The sequence below is a fragment of the Rhodanobacter spathiphylli B39 genome (genome assembly GCF_000264295.1).
GTDB classification, from domain to species: Bacteria; Pseudomonadota; Gammaproteobacteria; order Xanthomonadales; family Rhodanobacteraceae; genus Rhodanobacter; species Rhodanobacter spathiphylli.
The window spans coordinates 29,718-45,152 of the sequence record NZ_AJXT01000009.1; the positions used below are offsets into that span (position 1 = coordinate 29,718).

The window sequence follows — 15,435 nt, forward strand, 5'->3', positions numbered from 1 at the left end:
GACGTCATCCGGCAGTGACCGGATGACGCTGCTGGATCGAAAGACCTCAGGGGGTCGCATGTACACGTATCGCATGGGTTGGATAGGCGCGCTGCTGTTGCTCGGCGCGTGCAGCATGGCGCCACCGCGCCCGCACGCCAGCGCGCCGACGCTCGCGCCGCGGACGCAAGCGCAGCCGATGCCGGCAGTCGCGCCGGCACCGGTGTTGCCAGCAGCGGCGCCGGTGGCTGCTTCGCCCGCGCCTGCGGCAACGATGGCGCCGGTGCCGGCGGCCCGGCCAGCGCACACGGCGGTGACCCATCGTCCCGCGCCGAAGCCGGCGCCGGCGAACAAGGCCGCCGCGACGGCGGTAGCCGCACCGGCGCCAGCGACGCTGCAAGTCAGCGGGCACGTGGATCTGGCCGCCGCGCGCGGCCAGCAGGTCGACGCGGGCGAACAGTCCGACACGCTGGTGTATTTCGTCGCCGACAAAGGTGGCAGCCGCGCCAGGCCGGGGCGCTACACGGTGTATACGCACAATCGGGAGTTCAGCCCCGAGGCGCTGGCGGTGCCGCTGGGCAGCACGGTGACCTTCGTCAACCTGGACGACGTGCGCCACAACGTTTTCTCGGTGACGCCGGGTGCCGCCTTTGATCTGGGCTACCAGGCTTCCGGCGAGAAGGCCGACCACGCGTTTCGCCGGGCCGGCATCGTGCTGGTCAGCTGCAACGTCCATCATTCGATGGAGCTGGACGTGCTGGTGGTGCCTTCCGCCTACGTGGTCAGGGTGGGCGCGGACGGCAACTTCACCCTGACCGGATTGCCGGCAGGACCGGGCACGCTGCACTTCTGGAACCCGCGTGCGCAACCGCTCAGCCAGAAGCTGATCTTGCCGGCGAGCGCGGCGGTGCGCCAGCGGATCGTGGTGACCAGGCCGCGCCTGACCACCGCCCTCCATGCCGTGTCGACGCCATGAAGCCGGCAACGCGATTCCTGCTGCTCGGAACGGGTGCCGTGCTGCTGCTTGCCGTGACGGCGGTCGCCGGAATCCTGTGGCAAGTCGAGCACGCCACGCGTGGCCATGCGCTTGATCAGCTGCGCGTGGCGTCGACGGTGGAGCGCGAGCTGGAAGCGAACCGTCTCAGCGAATTGCAGTTGCGCGCCGACCTGCTGGCCCAGGATCCGGCGTTTGTCGACTACGTGGCGCAGTCGCTGATTCCGAACCCGCAACTGGGCGGCACGGTGGACAGCGCGTCGATCAGCGACCTGCTGAAGGATCGCCGCCGTGGCTACGACATCGCCGTGGTGCTCGATCTGCAAGGCCGCCCGGTGGCGGCATCCGGCATCCTGTTGAAAGACCACGCCAGCATCCAGCGTGATCCGCTGGTCAGCGCCGCGATCAGCCAACGGCAGGCGCAGCAGGGCGTATGGGTGGATCACGGTCAGCTGTACTGGGTATCGGTCAGCCCGCTGCTGCGCGGTGGTGCCTTGCAAGGTTTGCTGCTTGCCGCCAGCCATGTTGACGATGCGTTTGCCACCGCCATCAGCCGCATCGCGCATGTCGACGTGGCCTTGCTGATGCAGCCGGCGCCGGGTTCGGCGCTTCCGCCATCGACGGGTCTGGGCTGGACCGGCACGGCGCTGTCCGCGCAACTTGCCAGCGTGCTGGCGGTGAGCGACAGCAGGGGCGAGGCGCTGACCCTGAGCGATGATCAGCATGCGGCCACCGCCTGGGTGACACCGCTGAAGGCGTCCGGTGGACGTGCTGCACTGGTGGCTATCGGTCCCGACCAAGTCGGCGGTCTGGCCAATCCCGCGGCGCTGCCAGGGCTGGCCGGAGTGGTCGGGCTCGCACTGTATGCGTTGCTGCTGGTGTTGCTGCAATGGTGGCGTACGTGGCTGCCTCTGCAGCGCATGCTGGCGGTGCTCGAACTGGCCGGTCACGGCGACCAGCACCTCACCATTCGCATCCGCGGCAGCGCCATCGTCAGGCGTTTACGCGAAGGCATCAATCCGTTGCTGCACCGCGCGCGTCAGCCGTAGGCGATGGTTCCGGCACCGGGCGCAAGGTCAGCGTGTGGCTGGCGGCGCCCGGCAACAGCGGGGTCGGCCTGCCGTTGGCCCAGTCCGCGTGACCCGCGCCGAAATACGGCGACAGCGGGTGGTCGCTCTGGCCGCCGGGCATGTTGAGGATGGCGTCGGCCTCGTGGCCGGGCGCGACGTCCAGGTGTTCGGACGCGCCGAAGCCGGGCGCGGCGACGTGGGGCATGTTGTTGTCGCCCGGGATCGGCTGGTCGGGCATGTCGATGTGGCGGCCCAGCCAGCGCGGCAACGCGGCGGACAGCGGGTGGCGGATGTCGGCGCGGTTGCGCTCGCCCCAGCTGCGTGCGGCGAGGCCACCGGGTTGCCGGCCGAGTTCGGTCGTCACCTGTTTCGCGGCGTCGACGAGCAGGGCGTGCCAGTCGGGATATCGCGGGTCGAGCAGTTGCGGCGGTCGCGCGTGGATCAGCGTCCACACGGCCGCCTCGGCACTGTTTTCGCCGGGCCAGCTGAAGTCCGCGTAGCGCTGCTTCACGCGGGCGGCGAACGGCGCCAGCACGGCCTCGCTGACCTGGTTGCGGAACGCGCGCACCAGCCGGTAGTCGACGCTGTCCACCGCGGCGCGGCCACGCCAGGTCGCGGCGAGCTGGCGCAGTTGCTGCAGCGCCGGGTCGGTGCTGCCGGCCAGGGTGTGCTGCAGCAGGCGCTGCCAGCGCGTGAGGAACACCGCGCGGTTGTCCAGCTGGATGTCGAGCAGGTTGCCCGGGGTGAAACTGGGGCGGGCGCGCAGGTCGTCGCGGATCTGCTGGGCGCGCGCGCCGAGGTCATGGCCACCGTTGCCGAGCAGGGCCAGCGCGTCGCCGTCCACGGTGCGGTTGTTGGCCGTCCACAGCCGGCCATCGGCGGGGTTCTCGATGCGCGGGTAGCGCTCGGCTGCGGCCCAGCCCTGCCAGCCGCTGCCCGGTTTCGACCAGTCCGACGGCAGCAGCGGGTCGATCCCCGCGCGCAGTGGGATGCTGTTGCCGGCGAGGGTCCAGCCGATGTTGCCGTGGCTGTCGGCGACCAGCAGGTTCTGCGGCGGCATGCCGAGATGCGGCGCCAGGTCCAGCGCCGCAGCCACGTCGGGCGCGTGCTCCAGTTGCATCAGGTCGAGGTTGTAGCCGTGCGGCCGGCCGGCGATCCACGCCAGCGCCAGCGGCGTGCCGTCGGCGTCCTGGCCCATGATCGGGCCCCAGCGGGTGTCCTCGACCTTGAGGATGGTGTCGGGACGACCCTTGACCCGGATGTGTTCGTCGTGGATCTCGATGCTGGCCCAGCCGTCGGGCACCTTGTAGCGGCTGGCGTCGTGCGGATCGCGCAGCACGCGCACCCAGTCCTGCCAGTCGCCGTAGCTGTTGGTGAAGCCCCAGGCGATCTGGCCGTTGGAACCGACGATGACCGCCGGCGTGCCGGGCAGGCTGACGCCGTTGACGTCGCGCTGGCCGCCCGGCGCGACGGCATCGGGATAGCGCAGGCGGGTGCGGAACCAGATGTTCGGCACGCGCAGGCCCAGGTGCATGTCGTTGGCCAGCATCGCCGCGCCGTTGCCGGTGAGCGTGCCGGCCACGGCGAAGTTGTTGCTGCCGGGGCGCGGTGCATCCAGCGCCGGCGCCAGCGTGGCGGCCAGCGCCGTCGACGCTGCAGTCGGTGCGAGCGGGCGCAGGTCGAACACGCTGGCGGCGGGCAGCACCGGCGTGCGCGACAGCCGGCCGCTCAGCGGCGCCTCCCAGTCGGGATCGGGCGCGAGCAGGAAATCCACCAGCGAACCGGGCAGCACCGCGCGCATCTGCGCCATGCGCAGCTCGCGTTCGTTGCGGCCGTCGCTGTTGAGGTCCAGATACATCGCGGCGATCACCAGCGCGCTGTCTTCCGAGCGCCACGGTTGCGGCTGGCTGCCCAGCAGCAGGTATTCCCATGGCCGCACCCGCAGGTCGGCCAGGCCGGCGTTGACGCCGTCGCGGTAGCGGTCGAGTTCGTGCTTCGCGGCGGGAGCCATCTGCGCATAGGCAGCCTCGACCACGGCGCGCAGCCGATGGCGACGGTGGTTGAGGTCGACCTTCAGCGCAGCCGGCCCGACCAGCGCGGACAGTTCGCCGGCGCTCATGCGGCGCATCAGGTCCATCGCGAAGAAGCGCTCCTGCGCGTGCACGTAACCCAGTGCATAGCTGATGTCGGTGCGATTCTTCCCCTCGATGGTGACCGTGCCCAGCGCATCGCGACGGATGCTGACCGCAGCGGACAGGCCGGTGGCCTGGCGCGTGCCGTCGAGCCGGGCACGGCTGCCGGCGAACAGGTACCAGCCGACGAGGAAGGCGGCCAGCAGCAGCGCCAGCAGGCTCGGCAGCGCAATGCGCAGGATGCGGCGACGACGCGTCGTCATGGCTTGGCGAACACCGCGAAGATGCCCGCATACGGCTTGACCATGAAGGCCGGCGCGCCGGCATAGCCTTCGCCGTCCACGTACAGCTGCGAGATGCTGCCATCGAGGTACAGCGCGTCGCGGCAGCCCAGCTTGTCGCGGAACAGACGTCCAAACGTATGGAAGTTCACCGGCGCCTCGCTCACGGCAAAGACCACTTCGGTCGGGGTTTTCACGCAGACGCCGCTGCGCCATTTCAGGCTGGACGAATCGTCGACGAACTGCTCGTTGAGCTTGCCGTCGATCAGCAGCATCGGGCCGGACTGGGTGGCCCACTTCGCGCTCTTGCCGTCGGCCTTGAACGCGGCGCTGGTGCGCACCGCGGCGTGGCCGTCCGGATACACCGCGAACACGCCGTTCGGCAGCAGCGAGAAATTGCCCGAGGCCGGGTTGCCGTGGGCCAGGTTCAGCGGCACCACGGTCTTGCCGTTTTCCACATACAGGCCGAGGGGCGCGAACTTGTGGTCGTAGATGCCGGCGTTGGCGGCGAACAGCAGGTGCCGGCCGTGCTGCTCGCCCCACTGGCGCAGCGTCTCGATGCTGCTGAAGGGCTGGCCGCTCTGCGGGTCGCGCCAGTGCAGGGACAGGCCCTCGCGCCTGAGATCGACGTGCACGATCCGGTAGTTCTGTCCTTCGAACGCGATCTCGCCGCTGGCCAGTGCCTGCGCCGTGGGCGCGCAACCGGGCGCGCCGAGCAGCAGCAACACGGGCAACAGCGCGCGCTGCCATCGGGAATGGCGGGGGCGGGGGTGGAGCGGGGAAGAAGAAGCCATGCGTCGATGGTCGCCGCCCTGCGTTGCGCGTGCAAGTCCGCCGCCTGCGCAGAGGCCCGGCTGCCGTTAAACTTGCGCTTTTCCCCGGTGCCCGCCCATGCCCTATACGCCGATAGTGGCAACCCTCGGTTACGTGCTGTCGCCCGATCGCAGCGAAGTGCTGATGATCCATCGCAACGCCCGCCCGGACGACCAGCACCTGGGCAAGTACAACGGCCTGGGCGGCAAGATGGAGCCGGGCGAGGACATCGCCGCCTGCATGCAGCGCGAGATCCTCGAGGAGGCCGGCATCACCTGCGAGTCGATGCAGTTGCGCGGCACGCTGAACTGGCCCGGCTTCGGCAAGCAGGGCGAGGACTGGCTCGGTTTCATCTTCGTGATCGACCGCTACGCGGGCACGCCGTTCATGGTCAATCCCGAAGGCACGCTGGAGTGGATCGCGCTGGAGCGCCTGCTGACCCTGCCGATGTGGGAAGGCGACCGCCACTTCCTGCCGCTGGTGTTCGACGCCGACCCGCGCCCGTTCCACGGCGTGATGCCCTACCGGGACGGCCGCATGCAGTCGTGGTCGTACACCCGGCTGTGAGCGCGAAACCGGTCATCCGCATCGTCGCCGCGGTGCTCCGCGACACGGCCGGACGCAGCCTGCTGGTGCGCAAGCACGGCGCCACGGTGTTCCAGCAACCCGGCGGCAAGCGCGACCCGGACGACCTCGACGAACTGGCCACGCTGGCCCGCGAGCTGCGCGAGGAACTGGGTTGCGAACTGCTGCGCGACTCGGCCCGCCTGCTGTGCCATTGCCGCGCGCCGGCGGCCAACGAGCCCGGCCACGTGGTCGAGGCGGCCGTCTACGCGGTGGCAGTGCGCGGCGCGATCACGGCCCAGGCCGAGATCGCCGAACTGCGCTGGATCGATCCGGCCCGGCCCGACGTGCCGGTGGCCCACCTCAGCCGTGAACACATCCTGCCGCTGTTGTGAGCCTGCTTGTTGCATGGGTAAAGCCGTGCGGGCCGCCTTGCCCCTCCCCTGCGTGCCCCGCAAGGGGACTTCCTTCGGTCGCAGGGGAGGGCCGGGGTGGGGTCGCTGTTCGCCGCAAAGTCAAAAGCCATCCCCTCCTGCCCTCCCCCTGCTGCGCAGGGGGAGGGATCGAGCGTGCGGTTTTGCTCCCACCCTGTCATGCAGGAGATGAAAGCGAAAGCGCCGCCTTGCTCCCTCCCCTGCGTGTCCCGCAAGGGGACTTCCTTCGGTCGCAGGGGAGGGTTGGTGTGGGGTCGCTCTTCAGGGCTTGAACGCCGCAAACGTCCCGTATGGCTTCAGCTGCGCATCGATCGCCTTGGGATCGCCCACGATCACGATGCTCTGGTCCTTCGCGGCGAAATACTTGCGGCCCATCGCCTGCACCTGCGCGGCGGTGACCTTGTTCGCCTCGGCCACGTAGCTGCCCAGGAAACTCGGCGGCAGGCCGTCCACCCAGTAATTCGCCAGCGTGCCGGTCAGCGAGCCCTGGATCTGGTTGCGCAGCAGGTAGATGCCGCCGACCAGGCGCTTGGCGCCGTTGAGTTCTTCCGCGCTGGCCGGCTGGCTGGCCATGCTGTCGAACAATTTGGACAGTTCGGCCAGGGTGGCGCCGGTGACCTCGTTGCGCACGTCGACGCTGGCCACCGTGCTGCCGCCCACGCGGCTGGCGCTGAAGCGCGACCACGGGCTGTACGAGTAGCCCTTGTCCTCGCGGATGTCCTGGGTGATGCGACTGGTGAAGCCGCCGCCCAGGATGGTGTTGGCCACGGTCAGCGGGACGTAGTCCGGGTCGCTGGCGGGGACGGCTGGACGGCCATAACGGATGTTGCTCTGCACGGCGCCGTCGCGCGCCACCAGCAGCCGCTGGGGCGCTGCTTCACGTGGTGCCGGCGCAGTATCGGGCAGGGCCTTGCCGTCGGCCTTCCAGCTGCCGAACTGCTGTTCGGCCAGCTTGAACGCCGCGTCCGCGTCAATGCGTCCCACGATCACCAGCAGGGCACGATCGGGCCGGAAGCGGGCGTCGTGCAGCGCGCGCAGCGAGTCGCTGGAGGTGGCCTGCACGGTGGCTTCGACCAGCGAATCGCGCGCGTACGGATGATCGCCGTAGACCGCGTGGCTGAAGGCACGGCCCGCCTGCCAGTCCGGGTCGGCTTCCTGCACCTTCAGGCCCTGCAGCGCATTGGCTTTCGCCAGGGCGACTTCGTTGGCCGGGAAGCTCGGGTGCAGCGCGGTGTCCGCCACCAGCGCCAGCAATTGCGAAGCGTGCGAGGCCAGCGCGCTGGCGCGGATGCCGATCGCATCGTCGTCGGCGCCGGCACCGTAGTCGCCGCCGATCGCCTGCAGCGCCTCGGCGATGTCGCGCGAGCTGCGGCTGGCGGTGCCTTCGTCGAGCAGGCGCGCCATCATCTGCGACATCGCCGGCGTGGCAGCGGCGTCGGCCGCGGTGCCGCCGAGCACGGACAGCGCCACGTTGACCTTGGGCAGGCCGTCGCGCGGCACCACCCACACAGTGAGTCCGTTCGGCAGTGTGCGCTGGGCGATCTGCGGCACCGGCAGCGGCTTGTCCGGGCCGTAGGCGGGCAGGTCCTTCGGCAACGCGGTGGTGGAGGCTTGCGCCATGCCGGCCAGTGCCAGGCCAAGCGCGATGGCGAGCGTCCTGAATGTCATGTTCGTCTTCATGGCGGTCCTCACTTGGCGGTCTTGGTGGCGGGGGCGGCAGCGGCCGCCGGGCGGCGCACGATCACGCTGCGGTTGGCGTCGGTGAGATAGGTGCGGGCCACGCGCCTGATGTCATCCGAACTCACCGCCTCGATCCAGCCCGGCATCCGGTTGGCGACGTTGGCGTCACCCCACAAGGTCTGCAGCTTGGCCAGCGTGTCGGCACGGCCGAGGAAGGACTCCAGCCCGCCGTACCAGTCCGACAGCATCTTGGTCTTCAGCCGCGCCAGGGTGGCGTCGTCGACGCCGTCGCTGGCGACCTTGCCGATCTCCTCGTCGATCGCGGCCAGCACCTGGTCGGGCGTGGCGTTGGGCTTGTACAGCGCGAACAGCCCCAGCAGGGTCGGACCGGCGTAGTCGCTGCCGTCGCCGAGCGGGAAGTTCACGCCGCCGTTGACGTTGAGCAGCAGCTCGCGGCCCTTGACCAGGCCCTGGTAGAAGCGCGAGGCGTCGTCGCCCACCAGCAACTGCGACAGCACCATCATCGGCACCTGGTCCTTGCTGCCGCGGGCGGGCATCTTCCAGCCGATCGCCAGCGCCGGCACCTTGGCCAGCGCGTCGGTCTGCTCCTCGTGGCGCGGCTTGGTGTTCAGCGGCTCGGTGACGTCGGGACGCTGCGGCAGCGTGCGGGCGGGCAGCTGGCCGAAGTATTTCTGCGCCAGCGCGAAGGCCTGCGCCGGGGTGACGTCGCCGGCGATGCCGAGCACCGCATTGGCCGGCTGGTAGAAGGTGTCGTGGAAGGTCTTCACGTCGGCGATGCTGGCGTGGTCCAGGTCCTTGAACGAGCCGTAGCCGTCGTGGTTGTTGGCCCACTTGTCGAACGCGAGACGGTTGAGGTCGGTCCAGTAGAACAGGCCGTAGGGCTGGTTCTTCACGTTGACGCGGATCTCCTCCTTCACCACGTTCTGCTGGTTGGCGAGGTTCTTCGCGCTGAAGTCCAGCGACTTCATGCGGTCCGCCTCCATCCACAGGATCGGCGCCAGCGCTGACGAGGGTGCCGATGCGATGTAGTTGGTGTAGTCGGCGCGGGTGGAGCCGTTGAACACGCCGCCGCCACCCTGGATCACCCGCTCGAAGGTGCCCTTGGGCGCGTCGGGCGTGCCCTCGAACATCAGGTGCTCGAACAGGTGGGCGAAGCCGGTGCGGTTCTGCGGCTCCAGCCGCATGCCGACGTGGTAGACCATGCTGATGCCGACGGTGGGCGAGCTGTGGTCTTCGGACACCACCACGGTGAGGCCGTTGTCGAGTTTCTTCACCGCGACCGGAAGTTTCCAGGTGTCGGTGTCGGCGGCGTGGACGGCGAAGGCCAGGCAGAGCCCGGCGACCAGGACGGGTAGTCGTGAAGCAGCCATCTACTTCTCCTTGTCAGCGCGAACGGAAGTCCGATCCTCTGCCTCGCGAACCGCGCCTGACAAGTGACGAATGGCAGGTATGGCCCTGCCACGCCGCTGCTCAGGCCACGTCGGCCGTCCATTCGCGGCTGCCGAACTTGGACTGCGCCAGGGTCTCGGCCTGGGTCAGTTCATCCATCCGCAGCGTGCCGTCGCCGAGGCCGTGCAGTCGGCGGAAGGTGGCGATCATGTGCTCGATCACCGCCTCGCGGGGCAGGCCGGTCTGGCTGCGCAGCGGGTCGACCCGCTTGGCCGCGCTGGTGGTGCCCTTGTCGGACAGTTTCTCGCGGCCGATGCGCAGCACGTCCAGCATCTTCGCCGCGTCGATGTCGTAGGCCATGGTGACGTGGTGCAGCACCGCGCCGCCACGATGCACCTGGGCGGCGCCGGCGATCTTGCCGCCTTCGGAGGTGATGTCGTTGAGCGGCTGGTACCAGGCCTTGATGCCCAGCTCGGCCAGCGCTTCGAGCACCCATTCGTCGAGGAAGGCATAGGCCTCCTGGAACGACAGGTCCTTGACCAGCGACTTCGGCGCGTAGATCGAATAGGTGATGGTGTTGCCGGGCTCGATGAACATCGCACCGCCGCCGGACACCCGACGCACCACCTCGATGCCGTGACGCTGCGCCGCTTCGGCGTCGACTTCGTTGCGCAGCGACTGGAAACGACCGATCACCACCGCCGGCGAAGCCCATTCCCAGATGCGCAGGGTGGGCGCGCGGCGGCCCGCACCGACCTCGTGGGTCAGCACGTCGTCCAGCGCCATGTGCAGGGTGGGCGATTGCGGCGTGGTGTGGATCAGCTGCCAGTCGTGGTCGCGCCAGTCGGTGCGGATCATGCTGCAGATTCCTTGTGCAGGGCGCGGCGCACGGCCACCGCGATCGCCTCGGGCGAAATGCCGTACATCATCACGTCGCTGTCGAGCGGGCCGGCGATGGCGCGGGCCAGTTCCGCTTCCGTGGCCGCCGCGGGCTGGCCTTCCAGCGCGCGGTTGATGAGGTCGAGCGCGCCGTCCGGCTCCAGGAAGAAGTCGCCACTCAGCTGCACCTTGGCCAGGCGATCGCCATGCAGTTCCAGGTCGATCACGACCAGCTTGCCGCCGGGCATCTTGTATTCGCCGTGCATGGGCGTGTTCCGCGTATCGTCTGGACAGGCGCGCAGTTTGCCTCGTTGTCGGCACCGATGCCAAAGAACCCCGCTTCGGACCGCCGTCTTTGTGAGTTTCAGCGCATTTCCCGCTTCAGCGCGGGCGAGCGATTCCATCGGAACGTATTTGCGGTTCCGCTTCTGCGTGGGCAACAGGTTGCGCCTCGGGATCGGCTCGATCGGGCGCCGGAGGAACGCGCTTTGCGAGCCGTGTGCCGGGGGAAGCGGGCTATGCCCCGGGCCACACCAGTGACCGGTGGATCTGCGCACCGGCCCAGGCGCCGTCGCCCACCGCGAGCGACACGGAGTGCGGGACCTTTGCCGCGTCACCGCAGGCGAACACGCCCGGCACGGTGGTCCCCCTGGTTTCTCCGGTCGATATCTGCAGGCCCATCGGCGTCTCGGCCAGTTCGCAACCGAGCTGAGCCGCGATCGGCGTCGATGGCTCGTTCTGCGGCGCGGTGAACAGGCCGGCGAAGCTCATGCGTCGTCCGTCGGCGAGCACGACGTCGGCGTCTCCGTCGATCCGCTCGATTCGCGTCGTTTCGACCGTCACGCCGCGACGGGTCAGCTCTTCCGCGGCGGTCTCGTCGAGTTCGAACGTGCCGTTGAGGAAGAACGTGGTGTTTCCCCACTCCGGCAGCAGCTGCGCCTGATGGATCGAGATCGAGCCGGTCGCGATGACGCCGATGCGGCCCTGGTCCAGTTCGTAGCCGTGGCAATACGGGCAGTGGAAGATGCTCCTGCCCCAGCGCTCGGCCAGGCCGGGAATCCCGGGCAGCCGATCCGACACGCCGATCGCCAGCAGCAAGCGCCGGGCTGAATGCGGGGTGCTGCCACAGGCCACCTGGAAGTCGTCCATCGCGCCGGTCGCCTGCTCGACTTCGCCGTCCAGCCAGGTCAGCGTGGGATACGCGTGCAGTTGCTCGCGGGCAACGCGGGCCAGTTCGGCGGGATCGACGCCGTCCTGGCCCAGAAACCCGTGGGAGTGGCTGGCGCTGCGGTTGCGCCGCTTGCCGCCGTCGATGATGAGTACGCTGCGCCGCGCCCGCAGCAGTTGCAGGGCCGCGGCCATGCCCGAGTAGCTGCCGCCGATGATGATCACGTCATGCTTCATGCCGGTGCCTCGACCGATGGGCGCCATGGCGGCGCGCGAAATCCGCGGCCAGCGCGGCCAGGGTGACCGACTCGAACCGCTGCAACAGCAGTGCCTCGGCGTCGGCGAACGCGGTGTCCAGCGCCGCATTGATCGCCTGCTCGACGAGGCATTCGGGATGTTCGTTCCGGTTGCCCACGGCGAACAGCGCAGGTTCCCCCAGCGCCTCGTGCAACTGGCGCAGCGTGACCTTGGTGAGGTCTGCCGAAATGCGCCAGCCGCCGGCGTGTCCGCGACCCGCCGTGACCAAACCAGCCTCGCGCAGCAGGCCCATGGTGCGGCGGACTACCACCGGATGTGTGCCCAGACACTGCGCCAGCGCATCGGATGTCATCGGCGCATCGCACTCGGCCATGTGCAGCAAGGCGTGGAGTACGGCGGAAAGTCGGCTGTCTCGTTTCATGTAACAAACGATGTTACGTTAGCGCCTCCATGTCAAGCGGGCGAGGGCAGCATGTCTTCTTTCAACGATCCCCAGGCGGTGGCGCGATACACGGACGGGCCGCTGCGGCAGGTGCCCGGATTGCATGCGCTCCACCAGATGAGCGGGCTGCTCCTGCACGAGCACGTGCCATCCAATGGGCGCGTGCTGGTGCTGGGCGCCGGTGGAGGTTTGGAGCTCAAGGCCTTCGCCGAGGCTTACCCGCACTGGCGCCTGCTCGGCGTCGACCCGTCGGCGCCGATGCTGGATTTGGCCGTCCAGACGCTGGGGCCGCTGGCGCCGAGAGTGGAGTTGCTGGAAGGCTGTATCGATGCGGCCCCGGCCATCGAATTCGACGGCGCGGTTTGCCTGCTGACCATGCACTTCCTGTCCTTCGCGGAGCGCCTGCAGGCGCTGCGCGAGCTGTGGCGCCGGTTGAAACCAGGCGCCCCGCTGGTGATGGCGCATCACAGCGTACCCGACGCGCCGGACGAGAAGCTGCGCTGGCTGGGCAGGCATGTGGCCTTCATGACCTCGAACGGCGTACCCGTGGCGAATCCGGCCACGACGATCGAAGCGATGGCCCGCCGCCTCCCGCTGCTTTCCCCCGAAGCTGAAGTCGACCTGCTGGAGCAGGCGGGCTTCGAACGGCATGAACTGTTCTATGCGGCTTTCACGTTCAAGGGGTGGGTGGCGTATGCGGGTTGGTAGCTCGGCGCGGCCACCGGGCAATCGACAAGGCGCTCCAACCCATCGGAAGGAGCACCCGGCCATATGCAACGCGTCAGATCTGCGCCAGCCCACCATCGACGGCCAGCTCGCTGGCGGTCATGAAGCTGCTGTCCGACGACGCCAGGAAGGCCGCCGCCGCCCCGATCTCGGCCGGTTCGGCCATGCGCTGCAACGGGTTCATCGAGGCGAACGCCTTCAGGCCTTCCTCGCCCACCGCGGCCTTCGCCAGTTCGGTCGCGGTCGGTCCGGGCGACAGCACGTTGACCCGGATGCCGGTGCCCTTCAGGTCCTCCGCGAAGGTCCTGGCGAGGTTGCGCACGGCGGCCTTGCTCGCGCTGTAGACGCCGAAGGCCGGGGCGCCGGTGGTGCCGGCGCTCGATCCGGTCAGGATGATCGAGCCACCCGGGCCCATCAGCGGCAGCGCCTGCTGCACCGTGAAGATCGTGCCCTTCACGTTGGTATCGAAGGTTTCGTCGATGTGCTCCGCGGTGATCTGGCCCAGCGGGAGCAGGCCGCCGGTCCCGGCGTTGGCGAACACGATATCGAGGGTGCCGCGTTCGGCCTTCACCGCCGCGTAAAGCCGGTCGAGATCGGCCGGGTCGGAGACCGAGCCCTGCACCGCGCGGGCGTTGGGGCCGAGCTTTGCCAGCGCGGCGTCGAGCGCTTCCTGCTGACGGCCGTAGATGAAGACGAAGGCGCCTTCCTCGATGAAGCGCTCTGCCGCTGCGATGCCGATGCCGGTGGCGCCGCCGGTGATGACGGCGGTCTTGCCGTTCAACTTGCTCATGTCATGGATCCTTGGTGGGAGGGGTTGCCACTGCCGAAGCGGTGATGGGGATGGCGCGCCGATCGCGATCCTTGTCGCGATGGCCGTGCGCGTTCAGGGCTGCTGCTTGAACAGGTCCTGGAAAATCAGCGGGCCCCAGACGCGGCCGCGTGCCTGCACCAGCGCGCCGCCCTCGTCGAACTTGCCGAGGTTGACGGGGGCGAAGCCGAGTCGCTTGGCAAGGTCCGCCACTTGCGCGGTGGCCGCTTCGTCGTCGCTCGACAGGAACACCACCCGGTGGCCGCCCTCGACCTTGGGGTCGGTGGCCAGCGTGCGCGACAGCAGGTGGTTGAAGCCCTTGACGAACCTGGCGCCGGGGAACGACCTGGCGGCGAAGGCGGAGGAGGGGAGGTTGTCGAGCGTTTCGACGGGGTCATTCGTGTTCATCGCGTCGATGACCGTCTTGCCCTTCCAGTCCGCAAGCAGCTTGCCGATGTCACGGTGCCCCTCGAACAGCACCGCCAGGATGATCACGTCCGCCTTGACCGCTTCCTGCAAAGTCCCTGGGATGACCCTGGGGCCGATCGCCTGCGCCTGCGGCAACAGTGCTTCGGGCGGCCGCCGGCTGGCGACCGTAACTTCGATGTTGTTGCGGGCGAACGCGCGGGCGAGGGCCTGGCCGATGGAACCGAAACCGATGATGGCGTAGCTCATGGGGATGATCCTTCTTGAGTGGGGTGATCCGGCCTGTTCGAGCCGGTTGCCCAACCAATCTGGGTCGCTTGACGCATCAAACCAATTGACGAAACATCGCTTGATACGATCTATTTTCTGGATAACTCATGCTCGACAACGTCACCATCAACCAGCTGCGTGCGTTCGTGGCGGTGTGCGACCAGGGCAGTTTTTCGGGTGCCGCGCGCAAGCTCGCGCGGGCGCAGTCGGCCATCAGCCACGCGATCAAGGCGCTGGAAAGCGCGTTCGACGTCGAGCTGTTCGAGCGCAACACGCGCAAGGCTCAGCTCACCGCGGCGGGGCGCAGCCTTCTGCCGGATGCCCGGGCGGTGATCTCGCGCACGGAGGAAATGAAGAACCGCGCCGGCGCGATCGCCAAGGCCGGTGTGCCGCAAGTGTCGGTGGCGGTCGACGCCTACTTTCCGCGCGCCCACCTGATCGGCTGCCTGCGCACTCTGCAGGAAGAATGCCCCGCCGCCGCGATCAACCTGCGCATCACCACCATGCAGGGCGGCGAAAAGCTGGTGCTCGAAAAAGTGTGCGCCCTGGCCGTCACCATCAACGACGTGCCGGAAGTGAACCCGCATGCCATCGAGCGCCACTGGCTGCGCGAGGAAGCGATGGCGACGGTCTGTGCGCCGACCTATCCGCTGGCTTCGACACCCAGCCCCGTCCCCGTGGACGAGTTTGGCCGCTACATCCAGATCATCGTCACCGACAACCAGCCCGGCGCCGACAAGACCCAACAGGGTGTTGCCGGCAAGCGCCAGTGGCTGGTCAATGACCTTGGCGCCAAACGCGATCTGCTGAAGGCCGGGCTGGGATGGGGACACTTGCCGCGGCATCTCGTCGCCGAGGATCTGGCCAGCGGACAGCTCGTCGAGCTTGAGCGGCGTGCGTGGCACATCCGTTCGCTGACGTTCGTGGTTTCACAGCGGCGCGGGCATGATCTGTCGGCGTGCGAGGCGCGGTTGGTGGAGCTGCTTGGGGAGGCTTGGCTTCGTGCGAACGCGCCGTTGCCTGAGGCGCTGGCGGAGAACCGCAGCTCCACTTAATTGGCCACGTCCCCTTTAATTTCTTATGTCAGGGCGCGCTATCGTGG

The 15,435-nt window shown here is 68.7% G+C and carries 16 protein-coding genes; 6 read left to right on the forward strand and 10 right to left on the reverse strand.

Annotated features, from left to right (window positions below; translation table 11 throughout):
- Window positions 1-58: 58 nt before the first annotated feature.
- Both UU7_RS06295 and UU7_RS06300 read left to right on the forward strand, forming a co-directional pair.
- Window positions 59-955 carry a cupredoxin domain-containing protein gene (locus tag UU7_RS06295; protein ID WP_007806463.1) on the forward strand — a complete coding sequence of 299 codons (897 nt, stop codon included), beginning with the start codon at window positions 59-61 and terminating at the stop codon, window positions 953-955.
- Entirely contained in the window at window positions 952-2,022 is a 1,071-nt protein-coding gene (locus UU7_RS06300; RefSeq protein ID WP_040672968.1) for a hypothetical protein, read from the forward strand. The genes UU7_RS06295 and UU7_RS06300 overlap by 4 nt, the downstream gene beginning before the upstream one ends.
- Here the strand turns inward: UU7_RS06300 and UU7_RS06305 are convergent.
- Both UU7_RS06305 and UU7_RS06310 read right to left on the reverse strand, forming a co-directional pair.
- Entirely contained in the window at window positions 1,988-4,438 is a 2,451-nt protein-coding gene (locus tag UU7_RS06305; RefSeq protein WP_007806467.1) for a penicillin acylase family protein, read from the reverse strand. The two genes, UU7_RS06300 and UU7_RS06305, sit on opposite strands and share 35 nt — an antisense overlap.
- A complete protein-coding gene (locus UU7_RS06310) occupies window positions 4,435-5,250 on the reverse strand; it encodes a phosphodiester glycosidase family protein (RefSeq protein ID WP_050981426.1) in 816 nt (271 codons plus the stop codon). The genes UU7_RS06305 and UU7_RS06310 overlap by 4 nt, the downstream gene beginning before the upstream one ends.
- A gap of 97 nt (window positions 5,251-5,347) precedes the next feature.
- Between UU7_RS06310 and UU7_RS06315 the strand changes: the two genes are divergently transcribed.
- The gene (locus UU7_RS06315; protein ID WP_007806471.1) at window positions 5,348-5,836 is read left to right on the forward strand and encodes an NUDIX hydrolase; all 489 of its coding nucleotides are present in this window, start codon (window positions 5,348-5,350) and stop codon (window positions 5,834-5,836) included.
- Window positions 5,833-6,228 (forward strand): NUDIX hydrolase, encoded by a 396-nt coding sequence (locus UU7_RS06320; protein ID WP_007806473.1) that lies wholly within the window; start codon window positions 5,833-5,835, stop codon window positions 6,226-6,228. The genes UU7_RS06315 and UU7_RS06320 overlap by 4 nt, the downstream gene beginning before the upstream one ends.
- A gap of 300 nt (window positions 6,229-6,528) precedes the next feature.
- Here the strand turns inward: UU7_RS06320 and UU7_RS06325 are convergent, their stop codons facing one another.
- The 6 genes from UU7_RS06325 to UU7_RS06350 all read right to left on the reverse strand — a co-directional run bounded on the left by UU7_RS06325 (window position 6,529) and on the right by UU7_RS06350 (window position 12,082).
- A complete protein-coding gene (locus UU7_RS06325) occupies window positions 6,529-7,935 on the reverse strand; it encodes a M16 family metallopeptidase (RefSeq protein ID WP_007806475.1) in 1,407 nt (468 codons plus the stop codon).
- 20 nt (window positions 7,936-7,955) lie between these two features.
- Window positions 7,956-9,338 carry a M16 family metallopeptidase gene (locus UU7_RS06330; RefSeq protein WP_007806477.1) on the reverse strand — a complete coding sequence of 461 codons (1,383 nt, stop codon included), beginning with the start codon at window positions 9,336-9,338 and terminating at the stop codon, window positions 7,956-7,958.
- A gap of 100 nt (window positions 9,339-9,438) precedes the next feature.
- Complete coding sequence (locus UU7_RS06335; RefSeq protein WP_007806479.1) at window positions 9,439-10,215, reverse strand: lipoate--protein ligase family protein; 777 nt, start codon at window positions 10,213-10,215, stop codon at window positions 9,439-9,441.
- On the reverse strand, window positions 10,212-10,502 hold the full coding sequence (lplB, locus tag UU7_RS06340) for a lipoate-protein ligase small subunit (protein ID WP_007806481.1): 291 nt from the start codon (window positions 10,500-10,502) through the stop codon (window positions 10,212-10,214). The genes UU7_RS06335 and lplB overlap by 4 nt, the downstream gene beginning before the upstream one ends.
- Window positions 10,503-10,752: 250 nt before the next feature.
- Window positions 10,753-11,640 carry an NAD(P)/FAD-dependent oxidoreductase gene (locus UU7_RS06345; protein ID WP_040672969.1) on the reverse strand — a complete coding sequence of 296 codons (888 nt, stop codon included), beginning with the start codon at window positions 11,638-11,640 and terminating at the stop codon, window positions 10,753-10,755.
- The gene (locus UU7_RS06350; RefSeq protein ID WP_040672970.1) at window positions 11,630-12,082 is read right to left on the reverse strand and encodes an Rrf2 family transcriptional regulator; all 453 of its coding nucleotides are present in this window, start codon (window positions 12,080-12,082) and stop codon (window positions 11,630-11,632) included. The genes UU7_RS06345 and UU7_RS06350 overlap by 11 nt, the downstream gene beginning before the upstream one ends.
- 51 nt (window positions 12,083-12,133) lie before the next feature.
- Between UU7_RS06350 and UU7_RS06355 the strand changes: the two genes are divergently transcribed.
- Entirely contained in the window at window positions 12,134-12,811 is a 678-nt protein-coding gene (locus UU7_RS06355) for a class I SAM-dependent methyltransferase (RefSeq protein ID WP_040672971.1), read from the forward strand.
- Between the two features lie 73 nt (window positions 12,812-12,884).
- On the opposite strand, the gene UU7_RS06360 is transcribed toward UU7_RS06355, so the two are convergent.
- Window positions 12,885-13,619: an SDR family NAD(P)-dependent oxidoreductase gene (locus tag UU7_RS06360; RefSeq protein ID WP_007806486.1), complete on the reverse strand. Its 735-nt coding sequence runs from the start codon at window positions 13,617-13,619 to the stop codon at window positions 12,885-12,887.
- A 93-nt stretch (window positions 13,620-13,712) separates the two neighbouring features.
- Window positions 13,713-14,312 carry an NADPH-dependent F420 reductase gene (locus UU7_RS06365; protein ID WP_007806488.1) on the reverse strand — a complete coding sequence of 200 codons (600 nt, stop codon included), beginning with the start codon at window positions 14,310-14,312 and terminating at the stop codon, window positions 13,713-13,715.
- 128 nt (window positions 14,313-14,440) lie between these two features.
- Here UU7_RS06365 and UU7_RS06370 point away from each other — a divergent pair, with 128 nt between their 5' ends.
- Complete coding sequence (locus tag UU7_RS06370) at window positions 14,441-15,388, forward strand: LysR family transcriptional regulator (RefSeq protein ID WP_007806490.1); 948 nt, start codon at window positions 14,441-14,443, stop codon at window positions 15,386-15,388.
- The last annotated feature ends 47 nt before the right edge of the window (window positions 15,389-15,435 follow it).

What these genes read in the sequence shown, in the direction of transcription:
- UU7_RS06295 (WP_007806463.1), top strand. Translation starts at nt 59, where the DNA reads ATGTACACGTATCGCATGGGTTGGATAGGCGCGCTGCTGTTGCTCGGC.
- UU7_RS06300 (WP_040672968.1), top strand. Translation starts at nt 952, where the DNA reads ATGAAGCCGGCAACGCGATTCCTGCTGCTCGGAACGGGTGCCGTGCTG.
- UU7_RS06305 (WP_007806467.1), bottom strand. Translation starts at nt 4,438, where the DNA reads ATGACGACGCGTCGTCGCCGCATCCTGCGCATTGCGCTGCCGAGCCTG.
- UU7_RS06310 (WP_050981426.1), bottom strand. Translation starts at nt 5,250, where the DNA reads ATGGCTTCTTCTTCCCCGCTCCACCCCCGCCCCCGCCATTCCCGATGG.
- UU7_RS06315 (WP_007806471.1), top strand. Translation starts at nt 5,348, where the DNA reads ATGCCCTATACGCCGATAGTGGCAACCCTCGGTTACGTGCTGTCGCCC.
- UU7_RS06325 (WP_007806475.1), bottom strand. Translation starts at nt 7,935, where the DNA reads ATGACATTCAGGACGCTCGCCATCGCGCTTGGCCTGGCACTGGCCGGC.
- UU7_RS06330 (WP_007806477.1), bottom strand. Translation starts at nt 9,338, where the DNA reads ATGGCTGCTTCACGACTACCCGTCCTGGTCGCCGGGCTCTGCCTGGCC.
- UU7_RS06335 (WP_007806479.1), bottom strand. Translation starts at nt 10,215, where the DNA reads ATGATCCGCACCGACTGGCGCGACCACGACTGGCAGCTGATCCACACC.
- lplB (WP_007806481.1), bottom strand. Translation starts at nt 10,502, where the DNA reads ATGCACGGCGAATACAAGATGCCCGGCGGCAAGCTGGTCGTGATCGAC.
- UU7_RS06345 (WP_040672969.1), bottom strand. Translation starts at nt 11,640, where the DNA reads ATGAAGCATGACGTGATCATCATCGGCGGCAGCTACTCGGGCATGGCC.
- UU7_RS06350 (WP_040672970.1), bottom strand. Translation starts at nt 12,082, where the DNA reads ATGAAACGAGACAGCCGACTTTCCGCCGTACTCCACGCCTTGCTGCAC.
- UU7_RS06355 (WP_040672971.1), top strand. Translation starts at nt 12,134, where the DNA reads ATGTCTTCTTTCAACGATCCCCAGGCGGTGGCGCGATACACGGACGGG.
- UU7_RS06360 (WP_007806486.1), bottom strand. Translation starts at nt 13,619, where the DNA reads ATGAGCAAGTTGAACGGCAAGACCGCCGTCATCACCGGCGGCGCCACC.
- UU7_RS06365 (WP_007806488.1), bottom strand. Translation starts at nt 14,312, where the DNA reads ATGAGCTACGCCATCATCGGTTTCGGTTCCATCGGCCAGGCCCTCGCC.
- UU7_RS06370 (WP_007806490.1), top strand. Translation starts at nt 14,441, where the DNA reads ATGCTCGACAACGTCACCATCAACCAGCTGCGTGCGTTCGTGGCGGTG.